We start from the raw sequence: 15,936 nt of genomic DNA, 5'->3' as shown, positions 1-15,936 counted from the left end.
GCGTTGTCGTGTGGTACGGGTCAGGCGGAGTGAGCGCGCAGCACCCGGAGACCGCCGCGGCGCTTCACCGCGCGGCGCTCCTCCTCGCTCATCCCGCCCCAGACGCCGGCGTCCTGACCGGACTCCAGCGCCCACTGCAGGCACTGGTCGGTCACGGGGCAGCGCCGGCAGACGGCCTTCGCCTGCTCCACCTGAAGGAGGGCCGGGCCGGACGTCCCGATGGGGAAGAACAGCTCCGGGTCCTCGTCGCGGCAGACCGAATCGTGGCGCCAGTCCATGGCGGCAACACTCCTCATTCTTAGTGGGTGGCCAGTAAACGCTTCGTTGCTATTCCTATTTGCGTCCGCATTGCCGAAGGGTGACGGTCAGCATCCATCAATTCGGCGCAGCGTGAGCAGGCTGTGGGGTGCCTGGACCTGCTGGAACAGCTCAACCGAACGAGCATATCCAGGCAATGTCCCGGCAACACGAGTTCGCTTGTGAATACTTTCACGAACTACAGCGATGTCAAGGGTGCCGCTCGGAAAAACTCCGAACAGTGAGCGGGCTCACCACCCATTTGTCCGGGTTTACCAGGGTCCTGGTTACCCGGCGTGCCACAGTCGATAATCAATGTAGTACGGTCTGCGTGACGTTGCTGACATTTCCGGCACCCTTCCTCGGCGTGGCGGCCACCGCGCCCGCGCGGCGGGGGGATCCGCGTCAACCGACTGGAGTACCCGAGACCTAGCAGATTACTCTCAGTGCCGCCGGCACGGAGGTGAATCGGACTTTCTCCCGCTCGCCGAGGTAGTCCCCGTCCATCTGGAACGGCAGTGGGCGCTCCGAGCGCAGGGTGAACTCCGCCAGGTCGTGCAGGCGCAGCACCTGCTTGCCGTGCGGGTCCGGCTTCCGGGAGAAGAACTGCGCCGCCGTACGGGCCGTGCTGGCCACCCGCAGCCGCCGCAGCGCGAGCACGTCGAGCCCGAGATCGAACGAGGCTTCCGGGTTCGGGTTGATCTCCCGGTCGCCCAGGTACGTCCACGGCGCGGTGTTCTGGATGATCGCCGTGGCCAGCTCCGTGTCCGGCGCCTCACCCGGACGCTCCAGCGTGATCGACGGGTGGCGGCGGTCCGAGCCGACGAAGTACTGGCTCGCGGTGGACCGGAAGTAGAGCGCCGGCGTGGAGACGCGCCCCTTCTTGCGGGACTGTTCCACCCGGCGGATGACCGCCGCGTCCAGCCCGAAGCCGGCGCAGAACGTGAAGTAGCGGTCGTCGGCCCGGCCCAGCCCGATCGTGCGGGACCGGCCCAGCCGCAGTCCCTCCAGGATCATGCTGGTGCCGTCCGGCCACTCCCGGGGCAGCCCGAGCGCGCGGGCGAAGACGTTCGTCGAGCCGCCGGGCACGGTGGCCAGCGCGGGCAGCCGCTCGGCCGAGGTCTGCCCGGTCCGGAACGTCGGCGGCTCCGCCGCCATCAGGCCGTTTACCACCTCGTTGACGGTGCCGTCGCCACCGAGCGTGACCACCAGGTCGACGCCCTCCTGGGCGGCCTCCCGGGCCAGGTCCATGGCATGGCCCCGCCGGCGCGTGTAGCGCACCGACAGGTCGACTTCACTGCGCAACGCCCGGACCAGCACGTCCCGGCTGCGCTCGCTGGTGGTGGTGGCCTTCGGATTGACCACCAGGACGGCCCGCATGGGCGGCACTGTACCGCGACTACCCACCGGTATCGTGGCGCCCGTGACGATCGACTCCGACCCGGTCCCCGGCACGCTGCGCGCCGCGGTGCTCCTGCTACGCGCGGAGGCGGTGGCGCTCGGGCTGATCGCGGTGTGGCTCATCTGGTCCGACCTCACCGCTGAGACGACGGACCTGGTCTCGGCGCTGTGGGTGACCGCGTTCGCGGTCGGCGGCGCGGTGGCGCTCTGGGCGCTCGGCGGCGCGTTGTCCCGCCGTCGCGCCGGCGCACGCGCGCCCGCGATCGTGCTTCAGCTCATGCTGCTGCCGGTCGGCTGGTTCATGATCGAGGGCGGCATGGGCTGGCTCGGGCTGCCGCTCATGGCGTTCGGCATCGGCATGGTCGGGTTGCTCGTGAGCGGCCCGACCAACCGCGCGCTCGGCTTCGGCGACCCGGCCCGCTGAACGCCGGACGGCCGCCGGAGCGGTGGCCGCGACCCGGTCAGTAGCCGCCCGCGCGGCGGGTCAGCAGCGAGATGGTGGCCCGGCCGTCGGTCGCGTGGGCGTTGGCCCCGGTGGTCAGCGCGGTGAGCACCTTCCAGGCGAAGGACGACTCCGACGGCAGCGTCGCGCCCCGGACCGTCGGCACCGTGACCTCGACGGTGAGCGCGTCCTCGGTGACCGCGAACCGGCACTCCAGCTCGGCGTCGCGGGTGGCGATGGCGAGCAGCATGGCGCACGCCTCGTCGACGGCGATGCGCAGGTCCTCGATCTCGTCGAGGGCGAACTGCAGCCGGGCCGCGAGGCCGGCCGTGGCGGTGCGGAGCACGCCGAGGTAACCACCGTCGGCGGGCACGGTGAGGTGGACGACGTCGTCGTCAGTCGTCGGGTGCCCGGTCAGTTGAGTCACGGCTCCTCCCCCCCGGTGCGGGACTCTACCCGGTCAGGGGGCCGACCGCGTGGGCGCGGCCGTCGCGTGCGTGGCGAGCTCGCGCAACGCGGGTCCGGCCAGGCGGTACGGGGTCCACTCGTCCATCGGCGTGGCGCCGATCGCGGCGTAGAAGCGGGCTGCCGGGTTCCAGTTGATCATCCACCACTCCAGCCGCTGGTAGCCGCGCTCGACGCAGATCGCGGCGAGGGTGGCCAGCAGCATCCGGCCCGCGCCGGTGCCCCGGGCGGACGGGCGGACGTACAGGTCCTCCAGGTAGATGCCGTGCACGCCGGCCCAGGTGGAGAAGTTGAGGAACCAGAGCGCGAAGCCGACCGGCTGGTCCGCCGCGTCGACGGCCACGTGACCGAAGAGCGCCGGCGCCGACCCGAACAGGGCCGCCTCCAGCTGCTCGGCGGTGAGGTGGCACTGCTCCGGGGCGCGCTCGTACTCGGCGAGTTCGTGCACCATGGTGACGACGGCCGGTACGTCCCCAGGACGTACCGGCCGGATCGTCGGAGTGCCGTCGGGCGACGTCACGCCTGCTTGGTCTCCCAGAAGATCTTCGAGATCTCGTCGATCTTCGCCAGCAGCTCGTCCGCCTTGGCCGGGTCGGTCGCGCCCTTGGCACCGGCCGCGCCGGCCAGCTTGGTGGCCTCGTTGAACAGCTGGTGCAGGTGCGGGTACTTCTCGAAGTGCGGCGGCTTGAAGTAGTCGGTCCAGAGCACCCACAGGTGGTGCTTGACCAGCTCCGCCCGCTGCTCCTTGATCAGGATGGCGCGGGTGCGGAACTCCGGGTCGGTGTTGGCCTGGTACTTCTCACAGATCATTTTGACCGACTCGGCCTCGATCCGGGCCTGGGCCGGGTCGTATACGCCGCAGGGCAGGTCGCAGTGAGCGCTGGCCGTCACCCGGGGCGTGAGGATGCGGGGAAGGCGCATCAGGGTCCTCCATGGGTTGTTTGCGATGATCCAAGACGACATTACTCCTGGAGACGCCCTCGGGGGCTGGGAGGTGACATGGCGCCCACCGGCGAACCTCCGGCGCTGCGCGGCCCGCTGACGCCGGTGCTGGTGACCGGCCCCTCCATGTCCCCCACGCTGCGGCACGGCGACGCGGTGCTGGTCCGCACCGGCGGCCGGGCGGTGCGCCCCGGTGACGTGGTCGTCGCGGTCTTCCGCAGCCGTCCCGACCTGCTCGTCGTCAAGCGGGCGGTGGAACCGCGCGACGGCGGCTGGTGGTTGCGCGGCGACAACGAGTTCGTCGCCGACGACTCCCGCGCGTACGGGGTGGCCGACGTCCGCGGCCGGGTGGTGGCCCGCTGGTGGCCGCGTCCGGGACTGGTCAGGGGCCGGTAACGACCGGAGCGGATATGACCCCGCTCACATACTGGCTGCCGAAGCGTGACTATGCTCGGAAAGTGCCCGGGTGACCCCCGCACCGCCGCGCCGCCGGTCGCTGACCACCGCTGACCACGCCGGCCGGTCCGTCTGCTCGACAGATCCTGGAGTCACCATGTCTTCGTCCACCCCGGACCCCGCCGATCCCGTCTTCCGCCTGCACGTCGGCGGCAAGATGGCAGTCGCCTCCACCGTCCCGCTGACCAGCCGCGAGGACCTCTCCCTCGCGTACACCCCGGGGGTTGCCCGGGTGTGCGAGGCGATCGCCGCCGACCCCGCGCTCGCCGACACCTACACCTGGGTGTCGCACACCGTCGCGGTCGTCACCGACGGCTCCGCCGTACTCGGTCTGGGCAACATCGGCCCGCGCGCCGCGCTGCCCGTGATGGAGGGCAAGGCGGTGCTGTTCAAGCAGTTCGCCGGCGTCGACGCGGTGCCGGTCTGCCTGGACACGCAGGACGTGGACGAGATCGTCGCGACGGTCAAGGCGCTCGCGCCCTCGTTCGGCGGGATCAACCTGGAGGACATCAGCGCGCCGCGCTGCTTCGAGGTGGAGCGGCGGCTCGACGAGGCGCTGGACATCCCGGTCTTCCACGACGACCAGCACGGCACCGCGATCGTGGTGCTCGCCGCGCTGCGCAACGCCGCCACGCTGCTCAACCGCAAGCTCGGCGACCTGCGGGTGGCCGTCAGCGGCGCGGGCGCGGCCGGTGTCGCGGTGACCAAGATGCTGATCGCCGGCGGCGTCGACCCGGCCGGGGTGGTGGTGTGCGACTCGCGCGGCATCATCGGCCGGCACCGCGAGCTGACCGGCACCAAGGCCGAGCTGGCCGAACTCACAAACGCCGAGGGGCGCCAGGGCGACATCACCGAGGCGCTGCGCGGCGCGGACGTGCTCATCGGCGTCTCCGGCGGCCAGATCCCCGAGGCGGCGGTGGCCGGCATGGCGCCCGGCGGCATCGTGTTCGCGCTGGCCAACCCCACCCCGGAGGTGCACCCCGAGGTGGCCGCCCGGCACGTGGCGGTGGTCGCCACCGGGCGCAGCGACTACCCGAACCAGATCAACAACGTGCTCGCGTTCCCCGGCGTGTTCCGGGGCGCGCTGGACGCCGGCGCCACCCGGATCACCGACTCGATGAAGGTGGCCGCCGCCGACGCCATCGCGAACGTGGTGGCCGAGTCGCTCACCGCCGACGCGATCGTGCCCTCGCCGCTGGACCCCCGGGTCGCGCCGGCGGTGGCCGAGGCGGTCGCCGAAGCCGCCCGCCGCGACGGCGTCGCCCGCCGCTGAGATGTAAGGAAGGGGCCCTTCTTAACGCCTCCGGTAGAGGAAGGGCCCCTTCTTAACTGCTGCTCAGCTTGTTACCGTGCCGATCATGCGTGCTGCCTTCGCCTCGGCCTTCGACACCGACAACCCGCTCGCCGCGCTCGCCGTCGGCGACCGTCCCGAGCCGACCCACCCGCAGGACGACTGGGTCACCGTGCGGGTCCGGGCCAGCTCGCTCAACCACCACGACCTCTGGTCGCTGCGTGGCGTGGGCCTGACCGCCGACCAGCTCCCGATGATCCTCGGCTGCGACGCGGTCGGCACCGACCCGGACGGCAACGAGGTCGTCATCTACCCGGTGGTGCCCACCCCGGGCGACCCGCGCGGGGTCTCCATCCTCTCCGAGCACTACCAGGGCACGTTCGCCGAGCTGGTCGCCGTACCCCGGATGAACCTCCTGCCGCTGCCCGACGGCCTGTCGGCCACCGACGCGGCGTGCCTGCCCACGGCCTGGCTCACCGCCTGGCGGATGCTGACCACCAAGGGCCGGGTCGCCGACGGCGAGTCGGTGCTGGTCCAGGGCGCCGGCGGTGGCGTGGCCACCGCGGCTGTCGCGCTCGGCGTCGCGCTCGGCAAGCGGGTGTACGCGACCAGCCGCGACGCCGCCAAGCGGGAGCGGATCGCCGAGCTGGGCGCGACCGCGCTGGAGCCCGGCGCGCGGCTGCCGGAACGGGTCGACGTGGTGATCGAGACGGTCGGCGCGGCCACGTTCGACCACTCGCTGAAGTCGGCCGCGCCGATGGCCCGGATCGTGGTCTCCGGCGCCACCTCCGGCCACGAGCCGAAGGTCAACCTGCGCCGGGTCTTCGCCATGCAGCTGGAGATCCTCGGCACCTCGATGGGCACCCCCGACGAGCTGACCGAGCTGCTCGCGTTCTGCGCCGAGCACGAGGTGCGGCCGGTGGTCGACCGGGTGGTGCCGTTCAGCGAGATCACCGAGGCGTTCGCCCGGCTGCAGTCCGGCGACGTCTTCGGCAAGGTGGTCGTCGACCACACCGCCTGAGGCGCGCGGCGCGGATGGTGCGCGGCGCTCGGCGCTGGCGGCGCGCGGCGCGGCGTGTTAAGAAGGGGCCCCTTCTCTACCGGAGGCGTTAATAAGGGGCCCTTCCTTACAGCCGGTCGTCGAGCGTGGCCACACCGCCGCGGGCCGCGGCGGCGGGGAGGCGCTCCTTCGCCGCCGGGTCGCCGTAGAGCGTCCAGCGGAGGAACTCGATCGTGGTGTCCGCGACCACGCCGAGCGCCTTGCCGTCGCCGAGCAGCGCCCGGCCGTGGTCGCCCTTCGGCAGGCTGAGCATCGCCTTCGGCCACGGCACCGCGTCGAAGACGGCCTTGCCTGCGGCGTACGACACCACCTCGTCGGCCTCACCGTGCACGTACAACTGCGGCGCGACGGTGCCGGCGAACGCGGTGCCCACGCCGAGCGCGGTGCCGGCGAAGACGATGCCCGCGTCCAGCCGCGCGTCCCGGCCCGCGGTGAACAGGCCGATAGTGGTCACGCCACCGGCGCTGTGCCCGGTCGCGGCCACCCGCTCCGGGTCCAGCCGGCCACGCAGCGGATCGCCCGCCTTCTCGCCGAGCGCGAGCACCCGGGTCAGCACGTACGACACGTCGGCCGGCTGGTTCAGCACGTCCAGCGCGTTGCCGTCGGTGCCCCGAGAGGTGTGCGGGAAACGTGGCGCGGCGACCACGAAACCGGCCGCCGCCCAGCGCGTGAGCAGCACCTGGTAGTCCTCCGGCCGGGCGGTCAGCCCGTGGCTGAACAGCACCACCGGGAACCGTCCGGCCGCCGCCGGGGCGGAGCGCTCGACCGCGCCACCGGCCGCGCCCGCCGCCGGGTACCAGAGCGTCACCGGCAACGGCCGGTTGCCGTCCCGGTTGAGCTTCACCTGGCGTACGCCGACCGCGAAGCTCTCCGTGGGCGCCTTGCCGGCGGGTACGCGCGGGGTCGGTGTGACGCTTGTCGGTGCGGTGTCCGGAGCGGGCCGCCCGGCCGGGGCGGCGGGCTGCTCCGAGCAGCCGGCGAGGGCGGCGCCGAGGACGGCGGCGGTGAGCAGGGCGACGGGACGACGGCGCATGAACTGAATTGTGCCTCGCGATCGCCTGTGACCCCGCCCGGTCAGCCGGTCGGGTGGTCGCACGCCGATGCCCGGAGCCGGGCCAGGTCGGCGGCGTCCTTGGCACGGCGGGGCCGCTCCGGCATCCAGACCGGGAACATCTCCTTGAACTCGATCTGCGTGGCGACGCTGATCACCGGGGCCGCGAGCGGACCGATCCGGCCGGGTGGGGCGCTCAGCATGCCCTCGGGCAGGACGGTGCCCGCCCACGGTCCGGCGCCCACGACGACCCGGCCCGCCGTGTCCCGGTCGAGGTACGCGAAGCTCAGCTCGACGTCGTCCCGGACCAGGTCGAGCTGGAGCGTTGCCGGCATTCGGGGGTCGGGCCGCCAGCTGAGCGCGCCGAGCCGGTCGGCCAGCAGGTCGGCGTCCCGCCGCCAGCAGTACCAGTCGACATCGACGTGGGGGCGGCTCACCGCTCCGAGGTGGAAGTCCATCGCCCAGCCGCCGCGCAGCCAGACGTCGATCCCGGCCGCTCCGGCCACCTCGACGACCTCACGGATGGCGCCCAGTTGCCGCCCTTCCAGCCCGTCCACGCCCGCACCCTACCCACCGCCGTGGGTCGCGTCGATCATGAGGTTGGCGGCATCTGCTGTCCGGTTTGTCGCCGTCAACCTCATGATCAACGGCGCTGGGCCGGGTGCGGTCACGTGGGGAGGGAGTGGGTCGTGAAAGTTGTGCCGGGGGCTGTCGCGTCGGCGGGGAGGCGACGCAGCGCCGCCCGGTCGGCGTAGAGCGTCCAGCGCAGGAAGTCGGTGGTGGTGGCGAGCACCTGGGGGAAACCGGCCCGGCCCGGCGTCAGATACTCGCCGTGGCCCTGACCGCGCAGGCTCAGGAAGGCGGCCGGTCCGAGGCAGCGGGCGTACGCGGCCCGGCCGATCGACTCCGGCACGATCCGGTCGGCGCTCCCGTGCACGAACAGCATCGGCGCGAGCGGACGGGAGAAGCCGGCGACCATCCGGCCACCGGCGATCACGATCCCGGCCCGTAGCGGGGTCGGTTGCCCGGAGGCGAACATTCCGAGGCTGGTGTGACCACCGGCCGAGTGCCCGGCGGCGGCGAACCGGTCCACGGCCAGGTGCGCGCCGAGCGGGTCACCGGGGCGGGTGCCCAGACGGACCAGGTGACGGACCAGCCGCCAGGCGTCGGCCGGCTGGTTGCGTACGTCGTCGCGGGTGTAGCTGCGGGCGCGCAGGCTCGTACGCGGGTAGGTGGGCGCTACCACCACGAACCCGGCGGCCGCCCAGCGGCTGGTCAGGGCGGCGTGCAGCGCGGGCAGGCTGCGCAGCCCGTGGCTGTAGAGGACCACCGGGAACCGGCCCGCAGCGAACGGCGCGCCCGGCCGCACCCGTGGCCCGTCCAGCGTGCCGGTGCCGGACGGCCCGGCGGCGGGGCCGGTCGAGGTGGCGGCGGGGCCCGGCGAGAGGGCGGCGTCACGTGCGGGGGCGGAGCCGGGTAGCGCGGTGGTGTGGGCCGGTGCGGCGGGACCTGCGGAAGTGGACGGGGTCGCCTGCGTGGGCAGGTCGGCCGGGTACCAGACGGTGACCGGCAGCGGCCGCGCGCCCTCCGGATCGAGCGTGAACTGGCGCATCCCCACCGCGTACTGGCGATCGGGCGCGGGCCGGACACCGGCCGGTACGGGATCGGTGGTGGCGACGGCCTGGCCGCAGCCGGCCAGCAGCGCCGTCATCAGCGCGGCCACCAGCCGCTGCCCCCTCACACCTGCACGGTAGGCAGCCGAGTGGTCGGTCCGCGCCCGCCGTCCGGATCGGCTGCCGTCACCACCCGGCCGGGCGACGCCTCCACCGGCCGGGCGGGTTTGCGCGGGCCGGGTGAGCCGGATGTCGAGCTCCGGCCTGGCGGGGCGGCCTGGTCCGGCCGGTTTCGCTAGGGTCACCCGCATGGCTGAGAACTACACCGACCCGAGTGGCAACACAGCGCAGTTCCGCGCGTTCGTCGATTCGCCCGAGCCGGCCGCGTCGGCGTCGGCGCCGTCCCGGGTGCCGCTGATCGCCGGTGTGGCTGTCGCCGTCGTCGTGGTGGTCGCGCTGGTCGCCTGGATCGCCCTGGGCTGACCCGGCCGCCGCGCGCCGGTCGCCGGCAGCGGCAGGGTCGGCACCTGAGACGCTGGGGTCACGCCGCCCCGCCGAGGTAGCGGCACCGTCGCCCCGAACGCGGTCAGACGCCCAGCACCTCGCGGGTCTCGCGGGCGATCTCCCGCTCCTCGTCGGTGCCGACCACGAGCACCGCAACCTCCGCGCCGTCCGGCGAGACGATCCGGTCGCCGTGGCCGTCGTTGCGCGCCGGGTCGACGGCGATGCCGAGCCGCTCCAGCCCGGCCAGCGATGCGGAACGCACCGGCGCGGCGTGCTCGCCCACCCCGGCGGTGAACGCGATCGCGTCGACCCGGCCGAGCAGCGCGTAGTACGCGCCGACGTAGCCGGTGATGCGCCGGCAGTAGACGTCGAAGGCCAGTGTCGCGTCCGGGTCACCGGCGGCACGCCGGGCCAGCACCTCACGCATGTCGTTGGCGCCGGTCAGCCCGAGCAGGCCGCTGCGGTGGTTGAGCAGGTCGTCGATGTCGTCGACGCCCATGCCGCCCTCGCGGCGCAGGTGGAAGATGACTGTCGGGTCGAGGTCGCCGCTGCGGGTGCCCATCACCAGGCCCTCCAGCGGTGACATGCCCATCGAGGTGGCCACGCTGCGGCCACCCTGGACGGCACACGCGCTCGCCCCGTTGCCCAGGTGCAGCGTGATGGTGTTGAGCTGGTCGTACGGGCGGTCGAGCAGGTCCGCCGTGCGCCGCGAGACGTACGCGTGCGAGGTGCCGTGGAAGCCGTAGCGGCGGACGCCGTACCGCTCGGCGGTGGCCTTGTCGATCGCGTACGTGGCGGCGGCCTCGGGCAGCGTGTGGTGGAACGCGGTGTCGAAGACGGCCACCTGCGGGACGTCCGGCAGCGCCTCCCGCGCGACGCGGATGCCGGCCAGGTTGGCCGGGTTGTGCAGCGGGGCGAGCGGCACCAGGTCCTCGATGGCGGCGACCACCGCGTCGTCGATGCGTACCGGCTCGCTGAACTTCCGCCCGCCGTGCACCACCCGGTGGCCGACGCCGGCCAGCCCGGTCAGGTCGAGCCGACCGATGATCTCCCGGACCGCGCTCTCGTGGTCGGCCGGCCCGCCGCCGGGTTCGCCGATCCGTTCGACGGTGCCCTTGTCCAGGACGTCGTCGCCGTCGTACAGCCGGTACTTGACCGACGAGGACCCGCTGTTGAGGACCAGGATGCGGCTCATTCCGACGCCTCCGCGGCGGCCTGGATGGCGGTGATCGCCACCGTGTTGACGATGTCGGGCACGGTGGCGCCGCGGGACAGGTCGTTTACCGGCCGCCGCAGGCCTTGCATGACCGGCCCGACCGCCACCGCCCCGGCCGACCGCTGCACCGCCTTGTACGTGTTGTTGCCGGTGTTCAGGTCCGGGAAGATGAACACCGTGGCGCGCCCGGCGACCGGGCTGTCCGGCAGCTTGGTGGCGGCCACCTGCGGGTCGATCGCCGCGTCGTACTGGATCGGGCCCTCGACCAGCAGGTCGGGCCGGCGTTCCCGGACCAGCTTGGTGGCCGCCGCGACCTTCTCCACGTCGGCGCCCGCGCCGGAGCTGCCGGTGGAGTAGGACAGCATCGCCACCCGCGGCTCGATGCCGAACCGGGCCGCGGTGTCGGCCGACGAGATGGCGATGTCGGCGAGCTGGTCGGCGTCCGGGTCGGGGTTGACGGCGCAGTCGCCGTAGACGAGCACCCGGTCGGCGAGCAGCATGAAGAAGACGCTGGAGGCGACCGAGACGCCCGGTACGGTCCGGATGATCTCGAACGCGGGCCGGATGGTGGCGGCTGTGGTGTGGGTGGCGCCGGACACCATGCCGTCGGCGTGGCCGGTCTGCACCATCATCGTGCCGAAGTAGTTGGGCTGCGCCACGATGTCGTGCGCCAGTTCCACGGTGACGCCGCGGTGGGCGCGCAACTGCGCGTACGCCTGCGCGAACTCGTCCCGCCACGGGCTGGTCGCCGGGTCGACCACCTGCGCGTCGCCGAGGTCCACGCCCAGCTCCCGGGTGCGGCGGGCGATCTCGTCCGGGCGGCCGAGCAGCGTGATCTCGGCAACGCTCCGGCGCAGCAGCACCTCGGTCGCGCGCAGGATCCGTTCGTCGGCGCCCTCGGGGAGCACGAGCCGGCGGCGCTGGGCGCGGGCCCGGTCGATCAGGTCGTTCTCGAACATCAGCGGGGTGACCCGCGCGGACCGGCTGACCCGCAGCCGGCGGGCCAGGTCGTCGGTGTCCACGCAGCGTTCGAACGCGCCGAGCGCTGCTTCGACCTTGCGCGGGTTGGCGGTGCTGGGGCGGCCCTCGATCCGGCTGGACGCGGACACCGTGTCGTAGCTGTCGCTGGGTACCGAGAGCACCGGGAGCCCGGTGTTCATCCGCTCGACCAGGCGCATGGCCCGCGGGTCGGGCTGTTCGCCGAGCGTGAGCACCAGCCCGGCCAGCGACACCTGCCCGGCGACGTGCGCGGCCCCGGCGGCCACCAGCAGGTCGGCGCGGTCGCCCGGGGTGATCACCAGCGCCCCGTCGGTGAGGTGGTCCAGCAGCGTCGGCACGTGCGCCGCGCCGACCACGTAGTCGAGCACGTCACGGTCGAGCGCGGTCTCGTCGCCGGTGAGCACGGTGCCGCGCAGCGCCGCGGCGACCTCCGCCACCGTCGGCGCCGACACGGTCGGCACCTCCGGGATCGCGTACGCGGGCACCGGCAGCTCGGGCAGCGTCATCGGCTCCGGCACTCGGTTGGCCAGCGCCGCGATCACCGTCGCGCCGAGGTCGACCAGATCGTGGTACGCGCCGCGCAGCGCCGCCGCGATCGTCTCGGGCGTCTGCCCGAAACCGTCGACCACCGGGACCACGACGCTGCTGAACTCGGTCGCGAGCCGGGCGTTGAAGGCCAGCTCACGCGGGCCGGTGCCGTCGCCGTAGGCGAAGTCGCTGCCGACCACCACTATCGCCGGGCAGCGGCGCTCGACCTCGCGGTAGCGGGTGACGATCCGGGAGATCAGCTCCTCCCGGCGGCCGTCCGCGACGAGCGCGCTCGCCTCGGCGTACGTGGCGCCGTACAGCTCGTCGACCGGCAGATCCATCCGGTAGCGCTCGGTGAGCAGGGCCAGGATCGGGTCGGTGCCGTCGCCGGTGACGAGCGGCCGGAACGCGCCGATTCGTTCCACCTGGCGGGACAACAGCTCGGCCAGCCCGAGCGCCACTGTCGATTTTCCCCCGCCCGAGCCAACGCCGGTCAGGTACACGCTGCGCGCCACGGCACCCAACCTACAAGATCGAGGTCGGTGCTGTCCGTTCTGCCTGGTCAGCACGGCTAGCCGGGGGAGAAGGCGGAAGTTTCTCGCATCTACACTTGGCCGTGTGGAAGGCCCGACAGCACTGATTCCCGTCGTACCGGAATCGCCCCCCGTCTTCGTCGACCCGAGCGGGCGGCGACGTCGGCGGCTGCGCCGTCTCGCCTACTGCGCCGGCGCGGCCGGCGTGATCTACACGGTCATGGTGGGGGTCAGCTTCGCCGGCGGGCCGATCACCCCGGACACCGTCATCCCGTTCGTCGAGCCGACCAGCGAGCAGCGGCTGCCCTCGCCGAAACCGTCGGACACCCCCGCGCCGACCCGTGCCACGCCGGACACGCCCACCGACATCCGCACCGCGCCGGTGCGGGTGCCGGCAACCTCCGTCGCCCCCGCCACCACGGTCCCGCCGAGCCCTCGGTATCCCCGGCCGACCCGCACCGCACCGACCGCGCCCCGGCCCGTCCAGACGCCGGCCACCACCGCGCCGCCCACCGCCCCCACCGCCGAGGTGCCGCCGCCCGTTGTCGACCCGCCGGCGGTTGTCGACCCGCCCGCCGCGCCGGTCGCGCCCGCCGATGAGTGACCAGGCGCCCGCCCGCCCGAACCCGCAGACAAGTGAGCAGCCCACAGTCACGCTGGACCCCCGCCGTGTGCGGGCCGCCCGCGGGCACCGGGCCGGGCGGCAGCCGGACGACGCGCCCACAGCCGTGCTGGACGTCCGGCAGATCCCCGGCGTGCGGCAGATCCCCGGCGCGCGCCGGTCCCGTGGGCGGCGTCTCCTGCCCCGGCCGAGCTGGGCCCTGGTCGCCATGGTCGTGGTCGTCCTGGGCGGTCTGCTGGTCGTCGAGGCGTACACGAACGCCGCGTTCGTACCGGACAACCGGGTGACGCCCGGCAGCCAGCGGGAGGTCCCCAGCTCGGTGGTCGGCGGCGGCCCGATCGTCAACGTCGGCGCGGAGGGCCGGACCCAGTCGCACCGCCTGCCGCCGCGGACCGTCGCGCTCACCTTCGACGACGGACCCGACCCGCGGTGGACGCCGGAGGTGCTGCGCGTCCTGGACAAGTACCAGGTCAAGGGCACCTTCTTCGTCATCGGTTCGCAGGTCGTCAGAAACCCGGAGGTGACCCGCCGGCTGGTGGCCGAGGGCCACGAGCTGGGCGTGCACACGTTCACCCATCCCGACCTCGCCGCGCTGCCGCAGTGGCGGCGCGAACTGGAGTACGCGCAGACGCAGCTCGCCATCGCCAGCACCACAGGTGTCCGGACGTCGCTGCTGCGCTTCCCGTACTCGTCCCGGGCGGACGCGTACACCGACCGGGACTGGCCGATGCTGCGGCAGGCGGGCGAGCTGAGCTACCTCACGGTCGTCAACGACGTGGACAGCCGGGACTGGGAGCTGCTCCCGGTCGAGGAGATGATCGCGAACGCCACGCCGGACGGGACGGCCGGCACCATCGCGCTGTGGCACGACTCGGGCGGCGACCGGGCCGGCACCGTGGCCGCGCTGGAGCGGTACATCCCGGCGATGCTGGAACGCGGCTACCGCTTCACCACCGTCAGCGAGGGACTCAACCAGACGTTCGCGGCCGCGGGTGTGTCCGGCCCGGTGGGCGGGCACACGGCGGCCCCGCTCGACGAGCGGTTGCGGGGCCACGTCCTGGTCGGCGCGGTACGCGTCGCCGACGGCATGTTCGGGGTGCTCGGCGTCTTCTTCGTTCTCGTCGGGGTGCTCACGATCGGCCGTACCCTGCTGCTGTTCGTCGTGGCCCCGCGGCACGCGCGCCGCCGCCGTCGCCGCGACTGGTCCTGGGGCCCGCCGGTCACCGAACCGGTCTCGGTGATCGTGCCCGCGTACAACGAGCGGGAGGGCATCGCCGCGGCGGTCCGCTCGCTGGCCCTGGGCGACCACCCCGGCGGCATCGAGGTGGTGGTGGTCGACGACGGCTCGACCGACGGCACCGCCGACATCGTCGCGGCGCTGCGCCTGCCGAACGTGCGGGTCGTGCGCAAGCCCAACGGCGGCAAGCCCAGCGCGCTGAACACCGGCGTCGCGCTGGCCCGGCACGACCTGATCGTCATGGTCGACGGCGACACGATCTTCGAGCCGGACTCGGTCCGCCGGCTGGTCCAGCCGTTCGCCGACCCCCGGGTCGGCGTGGTCGCCGGCAACGTCAAGGTCGGCAACCGCCGCGGCCTGATCGCCAAGTGGCAGCACATCGAGTACGTCATCGGCTTCAACCTCGACCGCCGCCTCTACGAGACGCTGCGCTGCATGCCCACCGTCCCCGGCGCGATCGGCGCGTTCCGGCGGCAGGCGCTGGAGCAGGTGGGCGGCCTGACCGACGACACGCTCGCCGAGGACACCGACGTCACCATCGCCGTCGGCCGCGCCGGCTGGCACATCGTGTACGAGGAGAGCGCCCGCGCCTGGACCGAGGCGCCGACCACCATCGGCCAGTTGTGGAAGCAGCGGTACCGGTGGAGCTACGGCACCATGCAGGCGATGTGGAAGCACCGGCGCTCGGTGATCGAGAGCGGTCCGTCGGGCCGGTTCGGCCGCCGGTGCCTGTCGTTCCTGACGCTGTTCGGCGTGCTGCTGCCGCTGGCCGCCCCGGTGATCGACCTGCTCGCCATCTACGGGCTGATCTTCCTGGACCGCAGCGACACGGTGGTGGCCTGGCTGGTGATGCTCGCGCTCCAGTTCCTCACCGCGGTGCTCGCCTTCCGGCTGGACCGGGAGAGGCTCGGCGTGCTCTGGGTGCTGCCGTTGCAGCAGTTCGTCTACCGGCAGGTCATGTACCTGGTACTGCTCCAGGCGGTCGGCACCGCGCTGACCGGCGGCCGGCTGGGCTGGCAGAAGCTGCGGCGTACCGGGGACCTGCGGGTCGCCGGGCGGGGCGCGGCCGGCTGAGGCCGCGCCCGGCCGCGCGCGTCAGTCGTCGTCCGGGTCGTCGAGGCGGGCCAGCCAGGTGGCGAACCGCTCGATCGGGGTCTCGAACTCCGGGTTCAGGTCGACGAAGTCACGCAGCCGCTCGCCCAGCCACTCCAGGCTGACCTGCTCGTCACCCCGGCGCTCGACCAGCTCCTCGATGCCACGGTCGGTGAAGTACACGGTG

The 15,936-nt window shown here is 73.1% G+C and carries 18 protein-coding genes; 7 read left to right on the top strand and 11 right to left on the bottom strand.

Features of this window, described 5'->3' with window-relative positions:
• Window positions 1-20: 20 nt before the first annotated feature.
• Both PVK74_RS16430 and PVK74_RS16425 read right to left on the bottom strand, forming a co-directional pair.
• Window positions 21-278, bottom strand: coding sequence for a WhiB family transcriptional regulator (locus PVK74_RS16430; RefSeq protein WP_013288358.1), 258 nt, complete (start codon window positions 276-278; stop codon window positions 21-23).
• 448 nt (window positions 279-726) lie between these two features.
• A complete protein-coding gene (locus tag PVK74_RS16425) occupies window positions 727-1,677 on the bottom strand; it encodes a diacylglycerol/lipid kinase family protein (RefSeq protein WP_030503232.1) in 951 nt (316 codons plus the stop codon).
• 43 nt (window positions 1,678-1,720) lie between these two features.
• On the opposite strand from PVK74_RS16425, the gene PVK74_RS16420 reads away from it, so the two are divergent.
• A complete protein-coding gene (locus tag PVK74_RS16420; RefSeq protein WP_069087397.1) occupies window positions 1,721-2,122 on the top strand; it encodes a hypothetical protein in 402 nt (133 codons plus the stop codon).
• Window positions 2,123-2,159: 37 nt separating this feature from the next.
• Here the strand turns inward: PVK74_RS16420 and PVK74_RS16415 are convergent, their stop codons facing one another.
• Genes PVK74_RS16415 through sodN form a run of 3 tightly spaced genes read right to left on the bottom strand, consistent with a single transcriptional unit; the run spans window position 2,160 to window position 3,526 of the window.
• Window positions 2,160-2,567 carry an ATP-binding protein gene (locus PVK74_RS16415; RefSeq protein WP_030503230.1) on the bottom strand — a complete coding sequence of 136 codons (408 nt, stop codon included), beginning with the start codon at window positions 2,565-2,567 and terminating at the stop codon, window positions 2,160-2,162.
• Window positions 2,568-2,600: 33 nt separating this feature from the next.
• Window positions 2,601-3,125: a GNAT family N-acetyltransferase gene (locus PVK74_RS16410; RefSeq protein ID WP_274476734.1), complete on the bottom strand. Its 525-nt coding sequence runs from the start codon at window positions 3,123-3,125 to the stop codon at window positions 2,601-2,603.
• Window positions 3,122-3,526 (bottom strand): superoxide dismutase, Ni, encoded by a 405-nt coding sequence (sodN, locus tag PVK74_RS16405; protein ID WP_043328527.1) that lies wholly within the window; start codon window positions 3,524-3,526, stop codon window positions 3,122-3,124. The genes PVK74_RS16410 and sodN overlap by 4 nt, the downstream gene beginning before the upstream one ends.
• A 78-nt stretch (window positions 3,527-3,604) precedes the next feature.
• On the opposite strand from sodN, the gene PVK74_RS16400 reads away from it, so the two are divergent.
• The 3 genes from PVK74_RS16400 (at window position 3,605) to PVK74_RS16390 (ending at window position 6,315) form a co-directional block, all read left to right on the top strand.
• Entirely contained in the window at window positions 3,605-3,943 is a 339-nt protein-coding gene (locus tag PVK74_RS16400; protein WP_043328529.1) for a S24 family peptidase, read from the top strand.
• Window positions 3,944-4,100: 157 nt separating this feature from the next.
• Window positions 4,101-5,276: an NAD(P)-dependent malic enzyme gene (locus PVK74_RS16395; protein ID WP_043328531.1), complete on the top strand. Its 1,176-nt coding sequence runs from the start codon at window positions 4,101-4,103 to the stop codon at window positions 5,274-5,276.
• A gap of 85 nt (window positions 5,277-5,361) precedes the next feature.
• Window positions 5,362-6,315, top strand: a complete 954-nt coding sequence (locus PVK74_RS16390) for a zinc-binding dehydrogenase (RefSeq protein WP_030503225.1) — start codon at window positions 5,362-5,364, stop codon at window positions 6,313-6,315.
• 106 nt (window positions 6,316-6,421) lie between these two features.
• Here PVK74_RS16390 and PVK74_RS16385 read toward each other — a convergent pair whose 3' ends face one another.
• From PVK74_RS16385 to PVK74_RS16375, 3 genes are all read right to left on the bottom strand, one after another.
• Entirely contained in the window at window positions 6,422-7,387 is a 966-nt protein-coding gene (locus PVK74_RS16385; protein ID WP_064447876.1) for an alpha/beta hydrolase family protein, read from the bottom strand.
• A 41-nt stretch (window positions 7,388-7,428) separates the two neighbouring features.
• Window positions 7,429-7,962 carry a nucleotidyltransferase domain-containing protein gene (locus PVK74_RS16380; RefSeq protein WP_064447875.1) on the bottom strand — a complete coding sequence of 178 codons (534 nt, stop codon included), beginning with the start codon at window positions 7,960-7,962 and terminating at the stop codon, window positions 7,429-7,431.
• A gap of 110 nt (window positions 7,963-8,072) precedes the next feature.
• A complete protein-coding gene (locus tag PVK74_RS16375; RefSeq protein ID WP_064447874.1) occupies window positions 8,073-9,146 on the bottom strand; it encodes an alpha/beta hydrolase family protein in 1,074 nt (357 codons plus the stop codon).
• A 181-nt stretch (window positions 9,147-9,327) separates the two neighbouring features.
• Between PVK74_RS16375 and PVK74_RS16370 the strand changes: the two genes are divergently transcribed.
• Complete coding sequence (locus PVK74_RS16370; protein ID WP_166457193.1) at window positions 9,328-9,501, top strand: hypothetical protein; 174 nt, start codon at window positions 9,328-9,330, stop codon at window positions 9,499-9,501.
• A gap of 103 nt (window positions 9,502-9,604) precedes the next feature.
• Here the strand turns inward: PVK74_RS16370 and PVK74_RS16365 are convergent, their stop codons facing one another.
• Together PVK74_RS16365 and pta are read right to left on the bottom strand one after the other, a co-directional pair.
• Complete coding sequence (locus tag PVK74_RS16365) at window positions 9,605-10,717, bottom strand: acetate/propionate family kinase (RefSeq protein ID WP_064447873.1); 1,113 nt, start codon at window positions 10,715-10,717, stop codon at window positions 9,605-9,607.
• Entirely contained in the window at window positions 10,714-12,789 is a 2,076-nt protein-coding gene (gene pta / locus PVK74_RS16360; protein WP_140946433.1) for a phosphate acetyltransferase, read from the bottom strand. Before pta ends, PVK74_RS16365 begins: the two co-directional genes overlap by 4 nt.
• A gap of 94 nt (window positions 12,790-12,883) precedes the next feature.
• Between pta and PVK74_RS16355 the strand changes: the two genes are divergently transcribed.
• Both PVK74_RS16355 and PVK74_RS16350 read left to right on the top strand, forming a co-directional pair.
• Complete coding sequence (locus PVK74_RS16355) at window positions 12,884-13,402, top strand: hypothetical protein (protein ID WP_205798135.1); 519 nt, start codon at window positions 12,884-12,886, stop codon at window positions 13,400-13,402.
• Window positions 13,395-15,731: a bifunctional polysaccharide deacetylase/glycosyltransferase family 2 protein gene (locus PVK74_RS16350; RefSeq protein ID WP_274476732.1), complete on the top strand. Its 2,337-nt coding sequence runs from the start codon at window positions 13,395-13,397 to the stop codon at window positions 15,729-15,731. The genes PVK74_RS16355 and PVK74_RS16350 overlap by 8 nt, the downstream gene beginning before the upstream one ends.
• A 21-nt stretch (window positions 15,732-15,752) precedes the next feature.
• On the opposite strand, the gene PVK74_RS16345 is transcribed toward PVK74_RS16350, so the two are convergent.
• Complete coding sequence (locus tag PVK74_RS16345; RefSeq protein ID WP_030503218.1) at window positions 15,753-15,932, bottom strand: DUF6104 family protein; 180 nt, start codon at window positions 15,930-15,932, stop codon at window positions 15,753-15,755.
• Window positions 15,933-15,936 lie beyond the last annotated feature (4 nt).

The organism is Micromonospora chalcea, from assembly GCF_028768405.1.
Classification (GTDB): domain Bacteria; phylum Actinomycetota; class Actinomycetes; order Mycobacteriales; family Micromonosporaceae; genus Micromonospora; species Micromonospora chalcea.
This window is presented reverse-complemented; position numbering and strand designations above follow the sequence as displayed.